At 61.5% G+C, this 20,559-nt stretch carries 23 protein-coding genes, 1 tRNA gene and 1 pseudogene; 12 read left to right on the plus strand and 13 right to left on the minus strand.

The genetic code is table 11. The features are described 5' to 3' along the window. Window positions 1–210: 210 nt before the first annotated feature. From ACGVJ8_RS02990 to ACGVJ8_RS03005, 4 genes and pseudogenes are all read right to left on the minus strand, one after another. Entirely contained in the window at window positions 211–513 is a 303-nt protein-coding gene (locus ACGVJ8_RS02990) for a hypothetical protein (RefSeq protein WP_392345437.1), read from the minus strand. 105 nt (window positions 514–618) lie between these two features. Then, window positions 619–1,080: pseudogene (locus tag ACGVJ8_RS02995) on the minus strand (ATP-binding protein); the annotation flags it as partial. Window positions 1,081–1,150: 70 nt separating this feature from the next. Then, complete coding sequence (locus ACGVJ8_RS03000) at window positions 1,151–1,327, minus strand: hypothetical protein (protein WP_392345438.1); 177 nt, start codon at window positions 1,325–1,327, stop codon at window positions 1,151–1,153. 25 nt (window positions 1,328–1,352) lie between these two features. Then, window positions 1,353–1,589 (minus strand): magnesium chelatase domain-containing protein, encoded by a 237-nt coding sequence (locus ACGVJ8_RS03005; RefSeq protein WP_392345419.1) that lies wholly within the window; start codon window positions 1,587–1,589, stop codon window positions 1,353–1,355. Between the two features lie 75 nt (window positions 1,590–1,664). Here ACGVJ8_RS03005 and ACGVJ8_RS03010 point away from each other — a divergent pair, with 75 nt between their 5' ends. From ACGVJ8_RS03010 to ACGVJ8_RS03020, 3 genes are read left to right on the plus strand one after another with little or no spacing between them, the layout of a single operon-like run. Beyond that, window positions 1,665–2,006, plus strand: coding sequence for a histidine triad nucleotide-binding protein (locus tag ACGVJ8_RS03010; protein WP_392345420.1), 342 nt, complete (start codon window positions 1,665–1,667; stop codon window positions 2,004–2,006). Between the two features lie 55 nt (window positions 2,007–2,061). Then, window positions 2,062–4,038 carry an ABC transporter ATP-binding protein/permease gene (locus ACGVJ8_RS03015; RefSeq protein WP_392345421.1) on the plus strand — a complete coding sequence of 659 codons (1,977 nt, stop codon included), beginning with the start codon at window positions 2,062–2,064 and terminating at the stop codon, window positions 4,036–4,038. A 9-nt stretch (window positions 4,039–4,047) separates the two neighbouring features. Continuing rightward, entirely contained in the window at window positions 4,048–4,248 is a 201-nt protein-coding gene (locus ACGVJ8_RS03020) for a chlorophyll a/b-binding protein (protein WP_006851497.1), read from the plus strand. On the opposite strand, the gene ACGVJ8_RS03025 is transcribed toward ACGVJ8_RS03020, so the two are convergent. Genes ACGVJ8_RS03025 through psbX form a run of 4 tightly spaced genes read right to left on the minus strand, consistent with a single transcriptional unit; the run spans window position 4,249 to window position 6,347 of the window. Further along, on the minus strand, window positions 4,249–4,725 hold the full coding sequence (locus tag ACGVJ8_RS03025; RefSeq protein WP_392345422.1) for a TolB family protein: 477 nt from the start codon (window positions 4,723–4,725) through the stop codon (window positions 4,249–4,251). Further along, the gene (locus tag ACGVJ8_RS03030) at window positions 4,722–5,252 is read right to left on the minus strand and encodes a TolB family protein (RefSeq protein ID WP_392345423.1); all 531 of its coding nucleotides are present in this window, start codon (window positions 5,250–5,252) and stop codon (window positions 4,722–4,724) included. Before ACGVJ8_RS03030 ends, ACGVJ8_RS03025 begins: the two co-directional genes overlap by 4 nt. A gap of 5 nt (window positions 5,253–5,257) precedes the next feature. Further along, window positions 5,258–6,175: a Ycf66 family protein gene (locus ACGVJ8_RS03035; protein WP_392345424.1), complete on the minus strand. Its 918-nt coding sequence runs from the start codon at window positions 6,173–6,175 to the stop codon at window positions 5,258–5,260. Between the two features lie 49 nt (window positions 6,176–6,224). After that, complete coding sequence (gene psbX / locus ACGVJ8_RS03040) at window positions 6,225–6,347, minus strand: photosystem II reaction center X protein (RefSeq protein ID WP_115009364.1); 123 nt, start codon at window positions 6,345–6,347, stop codon at window positions 6,225–6,227. Window positions 6,348–6,436: 89 nt separating this feature from the next. On the opposite strand from psbX, the gene ACGVJ8_RS03045 reads away from it, so the two are divergent. Continuing rightward, entirely contained in the window at window positions 6,437–6,757 is a 321-nt protein-coding gene (locus ACGVJ8_RS03045) for a YggT family protein (RefSeq protein ID WP_392345425.1), read from the plus strand. A 2-nt stretch (window positions 6,758–6,759) separates the two neighbouring features. Here the strand turns inward: ACGVJ8_RS03045 and accC are convergent, their stop codons facing one another. After that, window positions 6,760–8,106 (minus strand): acetyl-CoA carboxylase biotin carboxylase subunit, encoded by a 1,347-nt coding sequence (gene accC / locus ACGVJ8_RS03050; RefSeq protein ID WP_392345426.1) that lies wholly within the window; start codon window positions 8,104–8,106, stop codon window positions 6,760–6,762. Between the two features lie 119 nt (window positions 8,107–8,225). On the opposite strand from accC, the gene ACGVJ8_RS03055 reads away from it, so the two are divergent. The 3 genes from ACGVJ8_RS03055 (at window position 8,226) to msrB (ending at window position 10,030) form a co-directional block, all read left to right on the plus strand. Further along, window positions 8,226–8,307, plus strand: a tRNA-Leu gene (locus ACGVJ8_RS03055). Between the two features lie 8 nt (window positions 8,308–8,315). Continuing rightward, a complete protein-coding gene (locus ACGVJ8_RS03060) occupies window positions 8,316–9,599 on the plus strand; it encodes a glycosyl transferase (RefSeq protein ID WP_392345427.1) in 1,284 nt (427 codons plus the stop codon). A gap of 29 nt (window positions 9,600–9,628) precedes the next feature. Continuing rightward, entirely contained in the window at window positions 9,629–10,030 is a 402-nt protein-coding gene (gene msrB / locus ACGVJ8_RS03065; protein ID WP_392345428.1) for a peptide-methionine (R)-S-oxide reductase MsrB, read from the plus strand. Between the two features lie 25 nt (window positions 10,031–10,055). Here msrB and ACGVJ8_RS03070 read toward each other — a convergent pair whose 3' ends face one another. From ACGVJ8_RS03070 to ACGVJ8_RS03080, 3 genes are all read right to left on the minus strand, one after another. Further along, window positions 10,056–11,123, minus strand: a complete 1,068-nt coding sequence (locus tag ACGVJ8_RS03070) for a PRC-barrel domain-containing protein (RefSeq protein WP_392345439.1) — start codon at window positions 11,121–11,123, stop codon at window positions 10,056–10,058. 90 nt (window positions 11,124–11,213) lie between these two features. Then, window positions 11,214–14,822 carry a chromosome segregation protein SMC gene (gene smc, locus ACGVJ8_RS03075; RefSeq protein WP_392345429.1) on the minus strand — a complete coding sequence of 1,203 codons (3,609 nt, stop codon included), beginning with the start codon at window positions 14,820–14,822 and terminating at the stop codon, window positions 11,214–11,216. Window positions 14,823–14,872: 50 nt separating this feature from the next. Then, on the minus strand, window positions 14,873–15,229 hold the full coding sequence (locus tag ACGVJ8_RS03080; RefSeq protein WP_392345430.1) for a hypothetical protein: 357 nt from the start codon (window positions 15,227–15,229) through the stop codon (window positions 14,873–14,875). A gap of 59 nt (window positions 15,230–15,288) precedes the next feature. Here ACGVJ8_RS03080 and ACGVJ8_RS03085 point away from each other — a divergent pair, with 59 nt between their 5' ends. Both ACGVJ8_RS03085 and ACGVJ8_RS03090 read left to right on the plus strand, forming a co-directional pair. Then, the gene (locus tag ACGVJ8_RS03085; protein ID WP_392345431.1) at window positions 15,289–15,711 is read left to right on the plus strand and encodes a YqjD family protein; all 423 of its coding nucleotides are present in this window, start codon (window positions 15,289–15,291) and stop codon (window positions 15,709–15,711) included. After that, window positions 15,711–16,097, plus strand: coding sequence for a phage holin family protein (locus ACGVJ8_RS03090; RefSeq protein ID WP_392345432.1), 387 nt, complete (start codon window positions 15,711–15,713; stop codon window positions 16,095–16,097). Before ACGVJ8_RS03085 ends, ACGVJ8_RS03090 begins: the two co-directional genes overlap by 1 nt. On the opposite strand, the gene ACGVJ8_RS03095 is transcribed toward ACGVJ8_RS03090, so the two are convergent. Then, window positions 16,098–17,240, minus strand: a complete 1,143-nt coding sequence (locus ACGVJ8_RS03095; protein WP_392345433.1) for a class I SAM-dependent RNA methyltransferase — start codon at window positions 17,238–17,240, stop codon at window positions 16,098–16,100. A 415-nt stretch (window positions 17,241–17,655) separates the two neighbouring features. Here ACGVJ8_RS03095 and ACGVJ8_RS03100 point away from each other — a divergent pair, with 415 nt between their 5' ends. The 3 genes from ACGVJ8_RS03100 (at window position 17,656) to ACGVJ8_RS03110 (ending at window position 20,404) form a co-directional block, all read left to right on the plus strand. Next, window positions 17,656–18,612 (plus strand): tyrosine-type recombinase/integrase, encoded by a 957-nt coding sequence (locus tag ACGVJ8_RS03100; RefSeq protein WP_392345434.1) that lies wholly within the window; start codon window positions 17,656–17,658, stop codon window positions 18,610–18,612. A gap of 183 nt (window positions 18,613–18,795) precedes the next feature. Further along, window positions 18,796–19,263, plus strand: a complete 468-nt coding sequence (locus ACGVJ8_RS03105; RefSeq protein ID WP_392345435.1) for a J domain-containing protein — start codon at window positions 18,796–18,798, stop codon at window positions 19,261–19,263. A 103-nt stretch (window positions 19,264–19,366) separates the two neighbouring features. Beyond that, the gene (locus ACGVJ8_RS03110) at window positions 19,367–20,404 is read left to right on the plus strand and encodes a hypothetical protein (protein ID WP_392345436.1); all 1,038 of its coding nucleotides are present in this window, start codon (window positions 19,367–19,369) and stop codon (window positions 20,402–20,404) included. Window positions 20,405–20,559: the final 155 nt, after the last annotated feature.

Raw genomic sequence — 20,559 nt, forward strand, 5'->3', positions numbered from 1 at the left:
CAGCTCAAGCTTGAGCCGGCTGAGACTGAACAAATCGAGAGTCCCATTGCTCCGTCCTACTGAGCTGGCGCAGAACCGGTGAAAACACCTGTTGTCGTCCTCTATCAGTGATTTCACACTGAAGAAAGACCCAGGAGGACGTGATGAAAACAACAGTTGTTCAATGGTTCCAGTGGTTCGGTGAAGCGATGACCCATGCGCTGGGTTCGTTCAACGACCGCCATCTCCAGCCCCCGCCGATCGGCACCCAGCCCTACCGGGACACACCGGACAAGCGTGCCCGCGACTACTGAGCTCCAGGTTGCTTGAGCAGATCGGCGCAGTGGAAGCAACTCGCTTCCGCCACGGCATTCGATCGACGCTGGTCCGGTCGTTGAGATCGGCAATGGTGCGCGCCACGCGCAACAGTTGAAGGCTGCTGCGCGTGCTCAGGCCGCGCTGGTTGATCAACTGTTCCCAGAGCTCGAGTGCCGCCGCCTCGATGGCTCCGCTTTGCCGCAGCACCGCTGCCATCCCTTGGCGGAGCGCCGATCCAGTAGCGGGCCGGAGAGTCGCTGGCCAGTAGCACTGGCGCTGGCTGATGCTGCAGCGACAGCCATAGCCGCGGTCTCCATGCCAGCCGCAGGGGTAGGAATTCGTGGCGGCCACCAGGGTGATCAGGGCCGGGGACACCGTGCTCTGCTGGGAACGGCTGATCTGCACGGCGCCGTCCTCCAAGGGCTGCCGCAATTGATCCAGTACCGCTCACGGAAATTCTGCCAGCTCATCGAGGAAGAGCACGCCACCGTGGGCCAGGCTCACCTCCCCGGGACGAGATGATCGTCCGCCGCCCAGCAAGGCGGCTGCGGAGCAACTGTGTTGTGGCGATCGAAAGGGGTGCTGCTGCTGCAGTTGATCGATGCCATGCAGATTGCCGGCGATGGAATGGATGCGCGTGATGGAGAGCGCTTCCTTGCGGCTTAGGGCCGGCAGCAGTCGCGGCAGTTGATGGGCCAGGCGGGTCTTGCCGCAGCCGGGGGGACCCACGAGCAGCAGATGGTGGCCGCCTGCCGCCGAAAGGACCAGGGTGCGGGAGGCCAGGGTTGCTCCCCTTTCAGCTGCTCCACCAGCGTGCGCAGGTTGGGTACGGTGCGTATCACTAGCCCTTCAATCAGGCTGGCTGCGTGGGCATTCTCAGGAGGAACCACCAGGGCCTGGGCCCAATGCTGCTGGCCTTTTCGGCGAGGGCAATCACCCCGCGACAGGGCCTGAGGCTGCCGTTGAGCCCCAACTCGCCCGTACACCAGAGTCCCTCCAACTGAGGGCGGGCGAGCTGCCCGCTGGCCACCAACAGGGCCAGGGCGATGGGGAGATCAAAGGAGGGGCCTTCCTTGCCGCAGATCGGAAGGTGCCAGGTTGATCACCACGCGCATCAGGGGGCCGCGCAAGCCGCTGTTGCGCAGCGCCGAGCGGACCCGCTCCCGTGATTCCTGAATGGCTTTGTCCGGCAGCCCACCAGTTGGACGCCCGGCAGGCCCGGGGCGAGATCCACCACCACCCGATTTGGCCTCCAGGCCTTGCAGGGATGCACTGAGACAACGTGCCAGCATTCTGTGGAAGGTGACGCAGGAGATGCATGCCCCTGCTGTCGTACCGGTCCGGCTGTTCCTTCGTTTTCAAGGCCCATGGCAGACGACACGATCTTCGGGAAGATCCTTCGTGGCGAGATTCCGTGCGATGAGGTCTACAGCGATGAGCAGTGCCTGGCCTTTCGCGATGTCGCCCCCCAGGCACCCGTTCATGTGCTGGTGATTCCCCGCAAGCCGATCGAGAGTTTGCGCTCCGGTGCTGCAGAAGATGCGGCCCTGCTAGGCCATCTGTTGCTGGTGGCTGCGCGCCTGGCCAAACAGGAGGGTCTGGATGATTTCCGCACGGTGATCAACAGCGGCGCCGGTGCTGGCCAGACGGTGTTTCACCTCCATGTGCATGTGATCGGTGGGCGTCCTCTGGCGTGGCCTCCTGGTTGATGTCAGCGGCGAAGCGGCGCGGCGACAGCCAGACTGAGCACAGTTCAGCAGTGGCATGACCCACCAGCTTCAGAATCTGCGCAATCAGGCCGCCAAGCTACGTCGGCTTTCGCAGCCCTACTTCTTCCCTTACACCGAAGACAACGGTTGGCAGTTCGTTGGACTGCTGGTGAGCCTTCTCTTCTGTGTGGCCGGGATCGTGCTGTTCCTGGTCACTGGGTTGATGAACGGCTTGTCGTGGCTGTTGCCGGAGTTGACCGGCCAGTACCTCGGTGGCGTCCAGTCCTCCCTGGCCATGCTCTGGTCCCGTGGATGGGGTGCCGGAATCAGTGCCCTGTTCGTCCTGGGGGCTGTGGTGTTCGCCTCCGTGCGGGGCCAACTCAGGCATCGCCGCTGGCTGCCTTGGTTGTTTCTCGGCCTGATCATCCTGATGCTCTTGAGCGTGAACGGCATCAATGCCGGCATCACATTCATCGCCAGGGATCTGACCAATGCGTTGATCTTCAAAGACGGCGATGCGTCGTATCGCAACCTCTGGATCTACGGCGCTTGTTTTGCGGTCGCGCTGCCGATTCGCAGCCTGCAGTTTTATTTTACCCAGAAACTGGGGCTGTTCTGGCGGGAATGGTTGTCGCTGAGCCTGGTAGATGATTACCTGCGGGATCGGGCCTATTACGTGCTCAATCCCAATGATGAAGCGGCCACCAATGTTGATAACCCTGATCAACGTATTTCCGAGGACGTGCGTGATTTCACGGCGCAGGCTCTTGGTTTTGTGCTGAATATCTTTGACTCGATCCTCACCTTTTCCCTCAACATCCTCATCCTTTATTCGGTGAGTGAGGGGCTCACCTTTGCCCTTCTGGCATATGCATCCGGGGTATCTGTCCTGATGATTGTGGCCGGCCGAAAGTTAGTTCGGCTGAACAATTTCCAACTGCGTTTTGAAGCGGATTACCGCTATGGCCTCGTGCGGGTGCGGGACAACGCCGAATCGATTGCTTTCTATGCCGGAGAGCAACAGGAAGCCAAGGAGGTGATGCGTCGTCTGGCCACCGTCGTTGAAAACTTCAATCTGCTGATTGTCTGGGAGGTGCTGCTGCGGGTGCTCCAGCGTTCAAGCATCTACGCCAGCAATTTCATCCCCTACCTGATCCTTGCGGCTCCGATTCTTGCCGGGGAGATGGATTACGGCGGCTTCGCTCAGGCGAACGTCGCCTACAACCTGGTTGAGGGATCACTGTTTTTCATCGTCTACAACATCGAAGCCTTGGCCCGGTTCTCGGCATCGATCAACCGGCTTGAAGGCTTTCAATCGAACATCTCCAACCTCGATCCAGAGGAGTGGAGTGATTACGTGCCGCGGATTGTGCCCTCTGAGCGCCTGGCGCTGCAGGGGGTGACGGTCAAAACACCGCGCACCGACAACGTGCTAGTGCGAGACCTCAGTTTTTCCCTGGGCAACGCTGAGGGGCTGCTGGTGGTGGGACCTTCCGGCTGTGGCAAGACCTCACTGCTGCGGGTGGTGAGTGGCCTGTGGGGCTCGCCGACGGGCACCGTCTATTCCCCGGGGCAGGGCGACCTGCTGTTCATTCCCCAGAAGCCCTACATGGCACTGGGATCTCTGCGCGAACAGCTCTGTTATCCCCTCGATCAGGCCCGTTTCAGCGATGAACAGCTTCGGGCTGTTTTGCATCAGGTGATGTTGGGCAAATTGCTGCAGCGTTATCCCGACCTTGACATCAAGCAGGATTGGCCGCGGCTGCTCTCTCTGGGTGAACAGCAGCGACTGGCCTTTGCGCGGCTGTTGCTGAATTCGCCCAAGGTCGTGGTGCTGGATGAAGCCACCAGTGCCCTGGATGTCGAGACCGAATCCCGCCTCTATTCCCTGTTGCGTGACCGGGAGGTGGCGTTCATCAGCGTGGGCCACCGGCCAACCCTGAAGGACTTCCATGACACCGTTCTGGAGCTCAGCGGCGATCGCGACTGGCGGCTGATCCCAGCGACCAGCTATGACTTCGGGCGTTCTTGAACCGGCCGGATGACCTCCACCAGCGAGACCCCTGACACCACGTCCGTTCCGGAGACGTCCGCCACCACAAACGATGTGCCTGCCTTCGGCTGGAGTGGCTATGCCGAGCGGGTCAATGGCCGCTTTGCCATGGTGGGGTTTGTGGCGATGCTGCTGATCGAGGTGCTCAGCGGCGACACCTTTTTGCACTGGGCGGGGCTGCTGCCCTGATCAGGGCAGGCGGATCAGATCCACATCCCAGCGTCCGTTTCGGCTCACCTGCACCGCCAGTCGCCGGCCTGAGCCGTCCAGGCTGACGCTGCGGGGCACACCCGGTGGATCCAGGGGCACCCGTTGTGTCGCCCCGACGTTGCGCCTGTAGAGCATCAGTTCGGTGCGGTCGTCCCGTTGCTGGACCACGGCCAGGCGTTGCCCATCGGCACTGACGCTAACGCTGATCGGTTGGGCATCAGCATGGTTGAGGCCCGGCAGTGGGACGGGGCTGCGGCTGCGTAGGTCGATCAGTTCGACTCGCTCCCGTCCATTGCGTTGGCCCAGGCTGGCCAGCCAGCGTCCCCCCAGGGATGGATCCCGACGGCTGTTCACCGATTGACGCAGCAGGCCGTTGAGGTCAGGTCGGGGGGTGGGCCTAGGGCTGCTGCACCCGGTCACCAGCATCAGGCTGAAGAGCAGAGCGAGGCGAATCATCGCTCTGACGACAACGCCGGTGTGGAGAGGCTCTGGCCCGGAGGACGGTCCGGTTCGAGCAGATCACTCAGATCCAGCAGCTCTATGCGCCACCGGCCCTGATCCGTCACCTGCAGGGCGATTTGTTGTGCATCCGGCGCCAGGCTGAGCTGCACCGGGTCTCGGCCCCCCGGCAGCGGCAGGGGATGCATCCGGCCGTTCAGACGGTCGGTCACCACCGCGAGTCGGCGGCGCCCCCGCTGAGTGATCGCTGCAAGGTAACGACCGTTCCAGCTCAAGGAGGGGGAGCTGTGGGGCTGATGACGGCTCAGCTGAGGAACAGACACAACTGATCCGTCGCTGAGACGGCGCAGCTGCACTGTGGGTCTGCCGCCGCGATCGCCGACAACCGCCAGCCACTTACCACTGCCACTCAGGGCTGGTGCCTGCTGACTGATGGCGAGCAAACCACCACCGGCCCGTTCACTACGACCGTTGCAGCCCACCAGCATCAGGCTGGCGAGCAGGATCAGCAGCGAGCGAGGCAACGGGCTTAGTCGTCGAAGCGGGAGCTGTTATCCCGCGGTCTGCCGGACGAGGGCCGTGAGCTGCGGGGGGGTTGGCGGTTGCTGCTGGACCGGTTCGAGGCCAGGGGCGTTTCAGCGGATCGCCTGGAGTCGCTCGCGGCACTCGCGTCGGTGCTGGGGCGTCCCCGGTTCGGGGTCGCACTCCGGCTGGGGGTGAAGGCGGCATCCTCGGCTCCTGAAGGGGCGGGTGCGCCGGGAGGACGCTCAGGCCGCCCCACGGGCCGGCTGCCGCGGCGTTGTTCCTCTCGATCCGTTCGCCTGGAGCCAAAGTCGGGACGTGGCTCATCCCGGGCTTCGCCGGCGCGGAAGCGAGCCATGCGGTGGGAGCGCTCGTCGTTTTGCTCCCAGCCGGAACCGCCTTGATCACGGTCTGCGGAGCGACGGCTGGCGGCTTCTTCAGGAATGGCGGCACGGCTGGCGCGTCGCGGCCGGTAGAACTCTTCTTCAGGCCGGTCTTCGGCGTCATCGTCGCGGCCGGAGAAGCGCCGCAGCACCGGCTGGGGTTCATCAAAACGGTCGTAACCGCCGTCATCCCAGCCGCCCCGCAGGCCCCCTGGGCCTGCGGGGCGGGCCGGCGCGGGTTCGTCATCGAAATAGGCGGAGCGCCGTGCCTGCTCGGTGGCGACGCCGCGCAGACGTACGCTTTCGTAGGCGAAGAACACGGTGGTTCCCGCTAACAGGAACTGGCCGAACTGAAGAATCGGGTCGAGGCGCCAGCCCTGGAAGAACAGGATGCCGCCGCAAAGCAGCCCGATGGCGGCAAAAAACACGTCGTAATCCCGCGCCAGGGCGGGCTTGAACGACCGCATGAAATAGAGCAGAGCGCCGCCGACGGCCAAAACGATGCCAACTATGCTGGCCCAATTGAGGCTGGCGTTAACCAAAGCTTTGCTCCCGCTGAGGAGTCAGTCTACGAGGGGCGCCAGGGGCAGATCAGAGTTTGCGGTCGACTTGATCGGTCTGGCTCAGCAGGATCAGGGCGATGGTGGCAGGAATCACGACGATCACACCTCCCCAAACGAGGCTGCTCAGGAAGTTGGAAAGGGAGGGGGTCATGGGGTTGCTGCTGTCTGCATCAAAGCCTTGCCCATCTTAAGAAGCGATGCCGTCTTTCTACGATGAGGGGACGATTTGCTTTGAGCTTTGTGACGCCGCTGCTGCTCCAGGCCCTGCCAGTCCTCCATTTGCTTCTGGGCTTGCTGCTAGCGGCCTGGACCCTGGCGTTCCTGCTGCGCATTGTGCTCACCTGGTACCCCCAGGTCGATCTGAGCCAGGGCGCCTGGTCCCTGGTGGCTTGGCCGACGGAGCCCGTGCTCTCGGTGAGCCGCCGCGTGGTCGCCCCGATCGGTGGGGTCGATGTTACCCCGGTGATCTGGGTGGGGTTGATCAGCCTCGTGCGTGAGTTGCTGGTCGGTCAGCAGGGGCTGCTCTCTCAGATTCTGATGCACGCTCAGGCAGCTGCCTGAGCTCAGGGGAGCATCTCCTGCTCCACAAACTTGGTGTGCACATCGCCGTTGATGAACTCCGGCCGATCCAGCATCTCTAGATGAAATTCCACCGTTGTTGGGATCCCGGTGACGGCACATTCATTCAAGGCCCGCTTCATCCGGGTCATGGCGTGGTCGCGGTCCTTGCCCCAAACGATCAGTTTGCCGATCAGGGAGTCGTAGAAGGGCGGAATGTCATAGCCCGTGTAGACGTGGCTGTCGACGCGCACACCCGGCCCGCCTGGCGGAAGCCATCCGGTAATGCGTCCAGGGGCGGGACGGAAGTTGTGCCGGGCATTCTCGGCGTTGATCCGGCATTCGATCGCATGGCCGGTGAGCTGGATCTCCTCCTGGCGCACGCTGATGGGTTCGCCACCGGCGATGCACAACTGCTCAGCGATCAGATCCACACCCGTGACCATCTCAGTCACCGGATGCTCTACCTGGATCCGGGTGTTCATTTCCATGAAATAGAAGCCACCGCTGCGATCCAGCAGGAATTCCACCGTTCCGGCGCCCTCGTAATTGATGCTTCGGGCAGCAGCAACGGCAGCTTCCCCCATGCGGCGGCGCAGGTTGGGATCCAGGGCCGGGCTGGGGGCTTCCTCCAGCAGTTTCTGGTGACGGCGCTGAATCGAGCAGTCCCGTTCGCCAAGGTGCACCACATTGCCGTGGCGGTCGGCCAGCACCTGCACTTCCACGTGGCGGGGCCGATCGATGAATTTCTCCATGTACAGGCCGGGGTTGCCGAAGGCGGCTTCCGCTTCCCCCTGGGCTGCTTTGTACAGGCTCTCTAGCTGACTGGCGTCCGGAACCAGGCGCATGCCGCGACCGCCGCCGCCGGCGGTGGCCTTGATCATCACGGGATAGCCCATCTCCTCGGCCAGGGTGGCCGCCTGGCTTGTGCTGCTGAGCAGACCTTCGCTGCCGGGCACCGTGGGAACGCCTACCGACTGCATGGTGGATTTGGCGGTCGACTTGTCCCCCATCGAGCGAATCGCGTCGGGTGACGGTCCCACAAAGGTGAGGCCGTGATCACGGCACATCTCGGCGAACTTGTCATTCTCCGCCAAGAAGCCGTAACCGGGGTGGATGGCATCAGCACCGCGGGAGGTGGCGGCCGCCAGGAGGTTGGGAATGTTGAGGTAGCTCTTGCTGCTCAGGGCTTCGCCCACGCAGACCGCTTCGTCTGCGAGCTGCACGTGCAAAGCATCTTTATCAACGGAGCTGTACACCGCCACGGTGGCGATGCTGAGCTCGCGACAGCTTCGAATGATCCGGAGGGCAATCTCGCCGCGGTTGGCGATCAGCACTTTGCCGATGGGCATCCCGCAGCATGTTCAGGCCTGACGCCGGATCGTATCAGCGCCGACCGAAGATGCCGAGAGCGAAGACCCCGCCCGGTATGATCTGACTCCGACATCACCCGAGCGGTGAAGTTGACCACGCGGATGTGGTGGAATTGGTAGACACGCACGTTTGAGGGGCGTGTGGCTTCGGCCTTGCGAGTTCAAGTCTCGCCATCCGCATTTTTTTTTTGGCTCGTCCCCGCGCAGCAGAACCAGGACCGGCTGTTGTTCTGGTCTCGAACGGTCCCGGTGAGCTGACCACCTGGGTTCGACCCCTGGCAGAGCAGCTGCACGCCAGCCTTCGCCTGCGTCCCCGGTCTTCGAGCGTGCCAGTGTCCTTGCATCTGGTGTTGGTGCCCTGCCCCAATGCCACCGGCCAGGAGCGCGCGGCAGCAGAGCCCTGGGGCTTGTTCGAGTGCATCGTGCCGGCAGGACGCTTCTGGTCGTTGCTGTTGCGTCCCCAGCGCTACGGCCCATGGCCGCAGAAGGGTGTGGTGGTGTTCCTGGGCGGTGATCAGTTCTGGACTGTCCTGCTTTCGGCTCGTCTCGGCTACCGCCACATCACCTATGCCGAGTGGGTGGCGCGTTGGCCGGGCTGGAACGATCGGATCGCGGCGATGTCGGACGCGGTGCGGCGCCAGCTACCGGTCCGTTACCTGCCCCGATGCCGTGTGGTTGGCGATCTGATGGCGGATCTGTCGTCCTTCGCTCGTCGCGAGGATCCCCTCCCCGAAGGCCAGTGGGTGGCCCTGCTGCCGGGATCCAAGCCGGCCAAATTGAGCGTCGGCATGCCGTTTCTGCTCGACACCGCCGATCGTTTGGCCCGATTGCAACCCGGATGCCGTTTTTTGTTGCCGCTGGCTCCCACCACCAGCCTTGATGAGCTGCTGCGTTTCGCCGGCGCATCCAATCCGATTGCTGCCCGCTACAGCGCCTCCGTTGCGTCGGTGGAGCAAGGGGAGTCGGTGACGGAGTTGGTGACGGGGGCGGGGACGCGGATTCGTCTGCTGGAGCAGCATCCGGCCCATAGCCCCCTGAGCCAGTGCGCCCTAGCGCTGACCACGGTCGGCGCCAACACGGCCGAACTCGGCGCCCTTGCGGTGCCGATGATCGTGATTGTTCCCACCCAGCACCTGGAGGTGATGCAGGCCTGGGACGGCGGGCTGGGGCTGCTGGCGCGTCTGCCGGGTCTGCGGCGTCTGATCGGGGTTCTGTTGACCCTCTGGCGTCTGCGCAACAACGGGTTGATGGCCTGGCCCAATATCAGTGCAAGCCGCACCGTGGTGCCGGAGCGGGTGGGGGCGATCACCCCGGAGGAGATTGCGAAGGAGGCCTGCGATTGGTTGAACGCCCCCGAGCGGCTTGAGGGCCAGCGCCAGGACCTCCAGGCCTTGCGGGGAGAACCAGGGGCGGTGGCCGCATTGGCTGCAGAGGTGAGGGGGTTGCTTCCCCGAGAGCTCAACGCTTCCTAGGCTGCGCCTCCACTTTGGTTCCGACGACCATGACCCCGTCCAATCCGGTCGAACGCAACGCCGAGGAGTGGAAGCAATCCCTGACACCGGAGCAGTTCCAGGTAGCCCGCTGCGGCGGCACGGAGCGGGCCTTCACCGGGGCTTACTGGAACAACAAGGCCACGGGGATGTACCACTGCGTCTGTTGTGGTGCGCCGCTGTTCAGCTCTGAGACCAAGTTCGATTCGGGCACGGGCTGGCCCAGCTTCTGGGATGGTGTGAGTTCCGAGGCGATCACCACCAAAGAGGATCTGACCCACGGGATGGTGCGCACTGAAATCAACTGCGCTCAATGTGATGCCCACCTCGGGCACGTCTTCCCCGATGGCCCCGCGCCCACGGGCCAGCGCTACTGCGTCAACAGCGCATCATTGAACTTCAAGGTGTCCTGAACGACTGTCGGCGCCTCAGGCCCGTTCACCAGGGATCGTCGAGATCTTCGCTCCGGCGCTGGGGCGCTGCGTCTTCCATCGGTTCCACATCCAGCGGTTCGTCCGACTGCTGAACAGCGCGGCGGGAGGCTGGCATAGCCCGCCGCGGGGGCAGTTCGTCATAAGTAGCCTGTTCTTCGTAGGCAGGCTCCTGCTCGAAGGGCGCGGGTTCGTTGTAGGTCCGTGCTCGCTTAGCCGGCCGCTCGTCGTAGCGGGGAGCCTCAGCGTAGCGCTGCTCATTGTACCGCTGGGGCTCATCGAGGTAGCGGCGTTGCTGCAGGGTCTCCTGTCGCCGGTCCTCCAGCTCCACATATTCCAGTTCCGCATCGGCCTCAAACCGCTCGGCTTCTGAAGCCTGGAGACGCCGTTGTTCTTGCTCCTGCGGTTGGCCGGAGGTGAGCTGATTTTCCACGGGCACTAGGTTGACCCGGTAGCGCTCTCGCTCCTGCTCTTCCCAGCTGGGGCCACCGACTCCCAATTTTTCCAGAACGCCGCTGTTCAGCTGTTTGAGCTTGTCTTCGGCTCCCTCGTAAACAATGATTCGGTCCGGGCCGCTGCTGACGATCTCCTCCACCGGCATTTCCCAGGTACTCAGCACCCCCTCCCCCAGCAGGGGCACACCCAGGGCACCCATTACCAGGGTGGTGAGCTCTCCGGTTTCGATGTCGAAGGCGAAGCCGAGCACCCGCCCCAGTTGCTCGCCGGACTCGGTGATCACCTGGCAGTTGATCACCCGGCTGTAGCGCTCAGGATTGAAGTTTTCGCTTAGTGCGTCGGCCGAATCCACCAGGATCACGTCGCCCACTTGACGGATCCGGTCCAGCGGCATCCAGCGCGGAAGGCCGGGCAGAAAACGGGTCAGGGGGTTGTCCCGCAGCCCCACGGCCACCACTTCACGGCGGTCGATATCGACTATCACTTCACCCACCACCCCAAGACGACGGCCGGTGTCACGGGTGATCACCTGAGTGCCCATCAGTTCGGAGCGCAACCAGAGGCGATCACTGGGCACGCCAGTGGTGATGGCGTCGTTTGGGGTAGGGGTCGGGGTCAAGCGCGGGCCCTCGGCCATGGACATTCAGACCATTGTGGCGCAGGGGTTCCGCCTGTCACGTTCAGATTGCACAGCGAAAACTCCGATCGTTCAGGCGGCATCCGGTAAACCCACCACCTGGGTGTGGGCGCCGCGGGCCTGGGTCACCCCGATCGTGCGCTGGGCTGCGCCGATCATCGGGCGGCGGTGGCTGACCACCATGAATTGGGCTGCCTCGGCTTGACGGGCGATCAAAGCCGCCAGGCGCTCCACATTGACGCCGTCGAGGAAGCTGTCCACCTCGTCGAGGGCATAGAACGGCGACGGCCGGAAGCGCTGCAGGGCAAACAGGAGGCTCAGGGCGGTGAGTGATTTCTCTCCACCCGACATCGAGGCCAGGCGCCGCACGGTTTTGCCCTTGGGATGTGCCACCAGGGTGAGGCCCCCTTCCAGGGGCTCCTCCGGGTTCTCCAGTTGCAGGTGGCCATCACCATCGGAGAGCGAGGCAAAGATCTCGCGGAAATTGCCATCCACGGCGGTGAAGGCTTCCATGAAGGCGTCCTGGCGCAGGGTGGCCACCGTTTCGATCCGCAGCAGCAGTTCCTCCCGCTCGCTGTTGAGCACCTCAAGCCGTTCGTTTAGTTCGTTGAGCCGCTCTTCGAGGGTCTCCAGTTCCTCCAGCGCCAGCATGTTCACGGGTTCCAGCGCTTCCATGCGTTGCTGGATCGCTTGCAGATCGGTCTGCAAGGCTTCCAAGCCCGCCAGGCGCAGGGCCTCCGGGATCTCCGGCCTTGGGGCCGGCAGGGCCTGCTCCATCTCCTGCAGGCGCACCGCACCGCTGCGCTGCTCCTCGATCAATCCTTCGCGGTCTTCCTTGAGCCGCTCCAGATTCCATTCGGCCTGCTGCAGACCCTGACGCTGGCGGCCCACCTCGGCTTCCGCGGCATCCCGGGCCCGGCGCTGGCTGCCGAAGAGCTCCTGCAGGTCGGTCTGCTGCTGCTCGAACTGTTTTCGCTTGTCCTGGAGGTCGGTCTGGTGCTGGCGCCAGGCCCCATGGGTGCTGGCCAGGGCCTTCACCGCCTCCTGCAAGCGGGTTTCTTCGGCGGCCAGAGCTTTCTTCTGGTCCCCCAGGCGTTCGATCGCCAGCTGCCGCTCGCGGCGGGCATTGAGCAGCTGGTCGCGCTCGCGGTGGGCCGTTTCCAGCTGTTGGTCGGCAGCTTCCTGTTCCGTCTGCAGTTGGGCCCAGGCCGCGGCATCGTCGTTGTTGCCGCTGTTGCGCTCCGCCTCATCCAAGGCCTGGAGCTCCGCGGTGAGTGGCGTAAGAGCAGCGCTGATGGCTTCGAGCCGTCGCTGTTGCTCGGTCTGGTCCTGTTGCAATTTGCTGAGCCGTTGGGCCCGTTGGCGGCTGCGCTCGAGCAGGGGGCCGTGGTTGCGCCGCGCGGCATTGCGCTCGGCGATCAGAGCCGCCTGTTGCTTTTCCAGTTCGCGCAGTTGGGGTTTCTGCTGCTCGATCAGTTGGGCCAGCTTCGATTCCTCTCGCCGGCAGGCCACCAGGGATTCCCCCAGTTCCAGCCGCCGCCGCTGCAGGGGTTCGGCTTCGTCCTGATCGCTGCTGCTGCCGAAGCTGAGGCTGCTGCTGCGCTGGGAGACGCTGCCGCCGGTCATGGCGCCGCTCTTCTCCAGCAGCTCCCCATCCAGGGTTACCGCCCTGGAACGGCCCAGCTGTTGGCGGGCGCTGGCCAGGTCGGAGAACACCAAGGTGTCGCCGAAGACGTAAGCAAATACTTGGTCATAGACCGGCTCGAACTGCATCAGTTCTACGGCCCGGCCGATCAGTCCAGCACCGCTGTCCCCACCGGGGCGTGCCCCACGGGCGAAGACGGCTGATGAGCCCCCGCCCCCTGGCGCGCGGACCTTGTTCAGGGGCAGGAAGGTGAGCCGGCCGGCACGGCGGCTCTTGAGCAGTTCGATGGCGCGGGCAGCGATGCGGTCATCGTCGACCACCACCTGGCCGAGACGGGCTCCGGCGGCCACTTCCAGGGCGAGGCGATGGCGATCCTCCACCTCCCCCAGCTGGGCTACAGGACCATGGATGCCATCCAGGCCGGCCTCCAGCAGCAGGCGCAGGGCTCCGGTGCCGCGACTTTCCTGAAGGGCATCTCGCCGGCTCTCCAGACGAGCGATCTCCCGTTCCAAGCGGGTCTGCTCCTGTTCCAGCCGGCTGCGGGTGCGCTGTTGGATGGCTAGCGATTCGGCCGTCTGCTGGAGCTTTTGTTTGCCGTCTGCAATGGCTTGCAGCAGGGTTTGCCAGGTCTCCTCCAGGGTTGCGAGCTGTTGCTGCACGGCGTCGCCGTCGGCGCCGTCCTGTTGCTGCTCCTGGGTGAGCTCCTCCAGCCGTTCCCATTCCTGGCGCAGCCTTTCCTGCAGCTGCTGTTGCTCCTCCAACAAGGGAGCGACGCTGCTTTGCAACTCCTGACGGCGACCACTGCGGCGCTTCTGTTCCTCCACCCAGGTGCCGGAGCGGCCCGCTACATCCGCCAGCCTGCGGCGGGACATATTCACTGCCGCTTCAGCGGCTTTGCAGTTGTCTTTTGCGGCGTTCAGGGCGTCCTGATTGGGATCGCGTTCCAGCTCCCGTGATTGCAGCTGCAACTGCTGGCGACAGGTGGCGAGGTCATGGCGCTGCACCTGCAGTTTCTGGCCTTCTTCTTGGTGGAGGCTGGCCTGGCGTTCCAGTTCACGGCTGCTGGTGTCGAGGCCAGCGAGTTCCGCCTGAACCGCTAGCAGCTGGTCCTCCCCCAGGGCCTTCACCTGCTCCTGCAGCAGGTTCAGTTCGGCCACAGCCTTATTCAGCTGCTCTCGGCCGTTGGCAATGGCCGTGGCGTCTCTCTGTTCCTGGGCTTCCAGCGCCTGTTGGCGCGTGGCCAGATCCTTGAGAGCCTGCTGGGCTGCCTCGTAGCCCAGCACCATTTCCTGGCGGCGTCCCAGCTGCAGCCGTTCCCTGAGCTCTTGGTATTGCCGGGCCTTGGCGCAGTCCTTCTCTAGCCGTTGGCGGCTGGCCAGCAGTTCCTGCTCAATGATCCGGCAGCGCTCCTGGCGCTCCTGCACGTCATCGAGCTTGCGGCGGGTCTGTTCGATCCGTGTGTCGAACAAGGCAACACCTGCCAGTTCATCGATCAGGCCGCGGCGGTCGCGGTTGCTCATCGAGACGATGCGGGTGACGTCCCCCTGCATTACCACGTTGCTGCCCTCGGGATCGATCCGGAGGCGGCGCAGCTGGGTCTGCAGCTGCTGCAGGTTGCAGGGCACCCCATCGGCGCTGTAGCTGGAGCTGTAGGAGCCCCCCGGCATCACCCGCAGCTTGCGGGTCACCGTCCATTCCGTTTGTCCCGATTGAATCCACGGCCCCTCGGCCGGTGCCTCCAGGCCTTCCTCGGCGGCATCGGGTGTCCAGTCGCTCAGATCAAAGCGGACGCTGACGGTTGTTTCAGCAGCTTTGCCTGCTTTGAGTATGCCGCTGTTGACCAGATCCGGCAGGCGGTCAGCCCGCATGCCACGACTGGTGGCCAGGCCCAGGCAGAACAGAACGCCATCGAGGATGTTGCTTTTGCCGGAACCATTAGGTCCGGTCACGACGGTGAATCCCTCTTCAAGAGGGATCGTCATCGCTCCGCCGAACGACTTAAAGTGCGTTAGCCCAACCTGTTTGATATGAACCAACAGGATCTGGAGCTGTCAACAGGCTGAAACTAGCGGAACCCACGAAAGGCTCAAGGGTTCGATAAGCAGCAGTGCCCAGCGGCGATGTTCAGGCAGCCCTGAAGGTCGCCCTCGAACTGCAGGGTGACGTCTGCATCCGCGGCTTTCGGGAGCACGCCGCTGTAGCTGCCGGCATGAATCCGTTCAGCCCAGCCCCGATTGCCCGAAACGGCAGCACTGCGGGGTTCCAGCCAGACCCTTCGATGCGCAGGCAGGGGAACCGCCGGTTGGGCCTCCTCGTTGAGTTGCGGCACTGTGGATAGCCGCCAAGTTCGGCAACTGTCCCCGTCCTCTAGCAGCAGATCGACATGGCATCCAGAGGGGTCGTCCGGTGCTCCGGTGTGACGCAGGAGGGCGTATCGCGGCAAAGACTTTCCCTCAGCCTTCAGTATCCCTACCGTTCTAAAGCTTCCTGCCAACGGTCTTTATGGCCTCGCCATTGCCGCAGTCCAACGGCAGATTCGAGCACCACTTCCGTGAGCGCTTCGAAAGCCTGCTGCCCACGATCCAGGAGCGCTGGCCGGATCTTGCTAAGCACACCCTTGAAGCCACCCGGGGGAGTGTGGATGAGTTGGTTCGTTTGATTGAACAGAACACAGGACTGACGCCCCAAGGGGTTCGGGAGCAACTGGAGGAACTTCTCCACAGCGCCGGTGATCGCAGCCGCGACTGGGCCGACAGCCTGGATCCCCTCGAAGAGCAACTGGAACAGTTGCTGGATGAGTTGAACAGCACCCTGCGGCCGAAGATCGAGGCACCTGTGCGCCAGCGACCGCTGCTGGCTGTGGGTGTTGCCCTTGGTGTTGGGTTACTACTGGGCAGCATGCTTCGCGGGGGGCGGCGCTCCTGATGGCTGATCAGAACTCTCCCCGCGGATTTGGAGCGGCAGCTCGGGTGACCGCACTGGCGGCGTCAGTGATGGATTTGCATGTGCGGATTGCCCTGCAGGAAGTGGATCGGGAGAAACGCCGACTGATCAGCGGTGGCTTGTTCCTCGCCATTGGCGGCATCGCCATGTTCCTGGCATTGCTGGCCGGGGAAGCGTCGTTGCTGCTTTGGATTCAGGTCCAGTGGGATCTGGATTGGATGCGCGCATTGTTAAGCCTCTCCGTGGCCAATCTGGTGCTGGCCAGCATCAGCTTGCGCATTGGCGGCCAAGTGCTGAAGGGGCCGTTCCTGCCTCAGACGCTGGAGGGACTGATGAAAACGGTACGGGCGGTGATGGGACGGGTGTGATCAGCGGATGTCGTAGTGCAGCCAGCGGCAGTCAATGCCGCCGTTGCTGACGGGGATCCGTTGCTTGGCCTTCAGACGCAGGGCTCCCGTCAGGTTCCTATTTCCGCTGAGCAACCAGAGCTTCCAACCCTTGGCCTGGCCTTTGGCGTAGTTGCCAAGCTCCCGATACAGCGCCTCCAGTTCCGCTTCATCGCCGATCCGTTGGCCATAGGGGGGATTGCAGATCAAGACCCCTGGTCCAATCGGAAGGGGTTGATCGCTGAAACGGCCCGTGCAGATGCGGATGACTCCACTCAGGCCGGCGGCTTCCACATTGGCCCGGGCCTGATCGGCAATGGTGGGATCCGCTTCGATCCCCAGGAGCGGGGGAAGGGTGAGGTCTCCCCTGCGCCGTTGCCGGGCGCGATTAACTTCCCTGTCCCAGAGTTCGGGCTGGAAATCGGCCCAGCCCTCGAGGGCAAAGTGGCGCTCCAACCCCGGGGCCTGCTGTAATACGGCCAGGGCCGCTTCGATCAGGAGCACTCCTGAACCGCAGCAGGGGTCCACGAGGGGTTGGCTTCCATCCCAGCCCGTCAGGTGGATTAGCCCAGCGGCCAGATTTTCTTTCAACGGTGCCGCTCCCATGGCGGCCCTGTAGCCACGGCGGTGCAGGCTGCCGCCACTACCATCGAGGCTCAGATGTGCTTCCCCGCGGCCGAGGTGCAGGTGCAGGGAGAGGTCGGGGTCGTCGAGATCGATGGAGGAACGCTCCCCCCACAGATCCCGTTGTGCGTCCACAAGGGCGTTTTTGACCTGCAACGCCGTGAAATGGCTGTGGTTCAGCCCCGGCGCCGTTCCGGTTACATCCACCCGGAAGCTCATCGATGGATGCAGCCAGCGCTCCCAGTCGAGTGCCTGGCGAATGCCGTCGTAGAGGTCGTCCCGGCCCTGGCAGGGGAACCGTGCCACCTGGCGCAACAGCCGGAAGGGCAGTCGAGCCTGGAGGTGCAGCCGGTAAAGGCAGTCCATGTCTGCTTGGAAGCTGACGGCACGCCTGCCGGGCTTTACCGCGTGGGCGCCGAGGGCGCTGATTTCTTCGCCGCCTGCTGCTTCTAGGCCTTGAGGGACAACTGCAACTGCAGATAGCCGGTTTGTTCGACCCAAGGGCGTTGTGCTCCAGGTCACCACTTCTGTCAGAATGACAGGGTCCGGCTTCGTCGGACTAGGTGATCCACACCAGTGTTTCGGACAGCGGTTCGATTCCGCTCAGCTCCATTCCCCCTCACGGGGCTGCAATGGTTTCGACGGGGCATGAGGAGGGTGACTGAAGCCTGCTCGGTGAGAGCAAACCTGTAACTGCGAACAACATCGTTCGTTTCTCCCGTCAAGCAGCCCCTGTTGCTGCCTGACCCTTTGAGGGAGATGGGGTGAAGTCAGCCTTATCACCCAATTGACTCACGGGGGCTGGAAGGCCCCCTCCAACACTGCAAACACTGACTCCGAGCTAGTTAAGACATCGGGGTCAAAACACCTTGCATCAAAAAGCGCATCAAAACCGCTGCCAGCTGTCCTCGACGGCATGGACAAGGCGGAGGCGCTTGCTTACGTCTCCCGTCTCTTTGATGCAGCCCAAGCCGGTGCTGCTGTCTGGGGCGATGCCTTGCTGATCAAGCGGTTCATCACCCAGTGCAGCCGAACTGATTCCGAAGCCACTAGGGCGGCCTACCGCTTTGAGATCAGGGAGTTCTGTCGCTGGCGCGAGCGCAATCACCCACATCTGCATCTGCGGGAGATCAACCCTGCTTTCTGCCAGGACTGGGTGTCCCAACTGCGGGAACAAGTTGAGGACGGGCTGATGAAGCCTCGAACCTTTAACCGCAGGATTGCTGCCATCAGTTCCCTGTACCGATGGGCGGCTGAACCAAGCCGCTCAGCGGTCACAGGGGTGCCGCGTAATCCGATCCCTGGCCGGTCCCAGCTCCACGCTGAGAAGTCGACCCGTGGCCTGTCTGACGAGCAGATGGGCTTGCTGTTCGCGGCCATCGTCAGGGCCGCTCACCTGGACCCCAACGCCCAACGTGACTACGCCTTGATTAAGGGGAGTTACCTGCTGGGTTGCAGGGTCTCAGAGATCGCGGTTATCCGTTGGAAAGACATCGAGGCACTCGATGACGGAGGCCAGATTCACCTCTTCGGCAAAGGATCTAAGCGGCGGACTGTTCGCGTATCGCCAGCAACGATTGGACTCTTTCAAGACCTGGGCCGCGGCGATGCGGAAGATTTCGTCTTCCCTAGTCCCAGGGGGGCTGGGCATCTCACACGCCAAGCAATTGGAGATGTTTGCCGGAAGTGGGGACGAGCCGCCGGGTTCCACGTCCACCCACACCAGCTGAGGCACAGCCATGCGACGCACGCGGTAAAGAGAGGAGTCGATGTCTTCACTCTCCAGGCGACGCTCGGACATTCGTCGAGCACAACAACTGGTCATTACGTCGCTAGCAACCCTCGGGACAGTTCTTCTCTTCGGCTTGGTTAGTCATGGGCCTGCTGCGGTTCATGCCGTTCCCCCAGTGGGGTGAGTCCGGCAACAGAAGGGATGTTTAATTTCTTAAAAGTGGAGAAAAATTGTTTATTTTGTGACAAGAAAATTTGATCAATATAAAGCTTTCCTCTCTCGTTGTTTGCCGTTCTATAGCCTTGGAAGAAGAGTGAGTTTTTTGTGGCTGCGGCGCGAACAAAAAAGTTAACAAAGCCTGAGGTGGAGTCTCTGATTCAAGGGTTGCTCCAGTCAGGATCAATCACCCACGATTCATTGCTTGAATTTGCTGAAAGGGTCAATGGATCAGTATTCAAAAGCCCTGCAAAGCCAAAGGCAAAAGCGATGACAATGACTACAGCTAAGAAAGCAGTTCTGGCTAAATTCAACTGCAAGAGTGTAACTGAGTTGCGTAAGAATAAGACGTTTTTAATGTCAATGACGGGTGAGGATATCAGCTTCAAGACTAAAGATGATTGGCTTAAGCTTTATCGAAGGTGGGTTGGAGTCCCAGAGTCGGAAAGGGGGCTTGAGGGCCCTGCATGCATTAATGGCATTAATGTTCTTGAAAATTTTAGACCTTGGCATGTATTTGGATTAGATCCAAAAAAGCGACAGCCGAAGATATTAAAGCGTCCTTCCGAGATCTAGTTAAAACTCATCACCCTGATGTTGGAGGTGATCCAAGGGTCTTTGAGCGTCTACAGAAGATGCGTGACTCCGTACTTGCTTTGATGAATTAGGAGGAGAAGTTATGTCCAGAGATTTACTTACTGATCGCGAAACTGCCAGAGTGCTTGGCAAGAGGATTAATACTCTTTATAAGACCGTTGATTTTTTTGATGCATATGATGATGACGAATGGGATCTCGTCGAGGGCGAGCATTTTGAGTTCGTCAATGCCTCAAGTGATTACCCCGAGAGACGCTTTTATGAAGAAGGTGTAATGGCATTGGCTGAATACTTCGATCGCAATACACCTGGCCTGATCAAGGTCGTTACCGAGGCTCTTACTCATCGGCGTAGGCGACTAAAGCAAATGCTTGTTTCTCGTCGTATTACGCAGGAGCTTATCGAGTCAGGTTCGTTGCTTGCTGTCAGAGGTGAGCTTGGGTTTGTGAGTAGGAAGACTTGCATAAATATCTTGCAAACTAACGGCAAAGGTATCAATAATTCCATTGACCGTCTTTGTCAGTCTGGCCTGCTTGAAGGTGAGGAAGGGCTTGAGCTTGAAAAGCATTTTCTCCTAAGCGATAAAGGTGAAAAAATATGGAGTCAAAAGGGCCTCGCGAGTATGGCAGTAGATATGACTCATAATTCAAGTATCACGAAGTCTCGTAAGGCGTGGGTGGTGGCAGTAGGAGAGGTCGTAGAGGATTGCTTTAAGACCGAAATTAAGAGACTTGCTGCTGCACCACAGAGAATTGATAATGCTATTGCGAAGGCAAAGCGTGCTGCCAGAGATGCCTGTCAAGTTACAGGAAAGAAGAAGGCAAGAGGCAAGCTAATGACACTTGATGGGCATCATCTTTTTGATAAGGTCAACCGCCCAGATCTTGCTGATTTTCACGACAACATTCTTGTGATTGAGTCGTCAATTCACGCTGATTTCCATTCCTGGAAGGGTGGAGGTGGTTGTGAGCCCAGGGACTTTCTCAGATATAGTTCCGAAATTAGGCTCGATTTATTTGATTCCAGCAACAGTAATGCAATGAAGCGATTTAATCGATTAACCGTGAAGCTTACGCAGTTGCAAAAGAATTACGAAGACAACCATCTTCGCTATCATTAACCTTTTGGTTGTCTATGGCTCTGCCATGGTCAATACAGTCTTGGTTCTGGGTCTGTGATTTGGAGTTTAGATTAATATGATATTTTTCGGAATTTGTGCTGTCTTTTGCGGCCTAATTATATGTTTTTGAGACTAGAATGAAGACATTGAGATTG

It is taken from the genome of Parasynechococcus sp. (assembly GCF_042954245.1).
GTDB lineage: Bacteria > Cyanobacteriota > Cyanobacteriia > PCC-6307 > Cyanobiaceae > Parasynechococcus.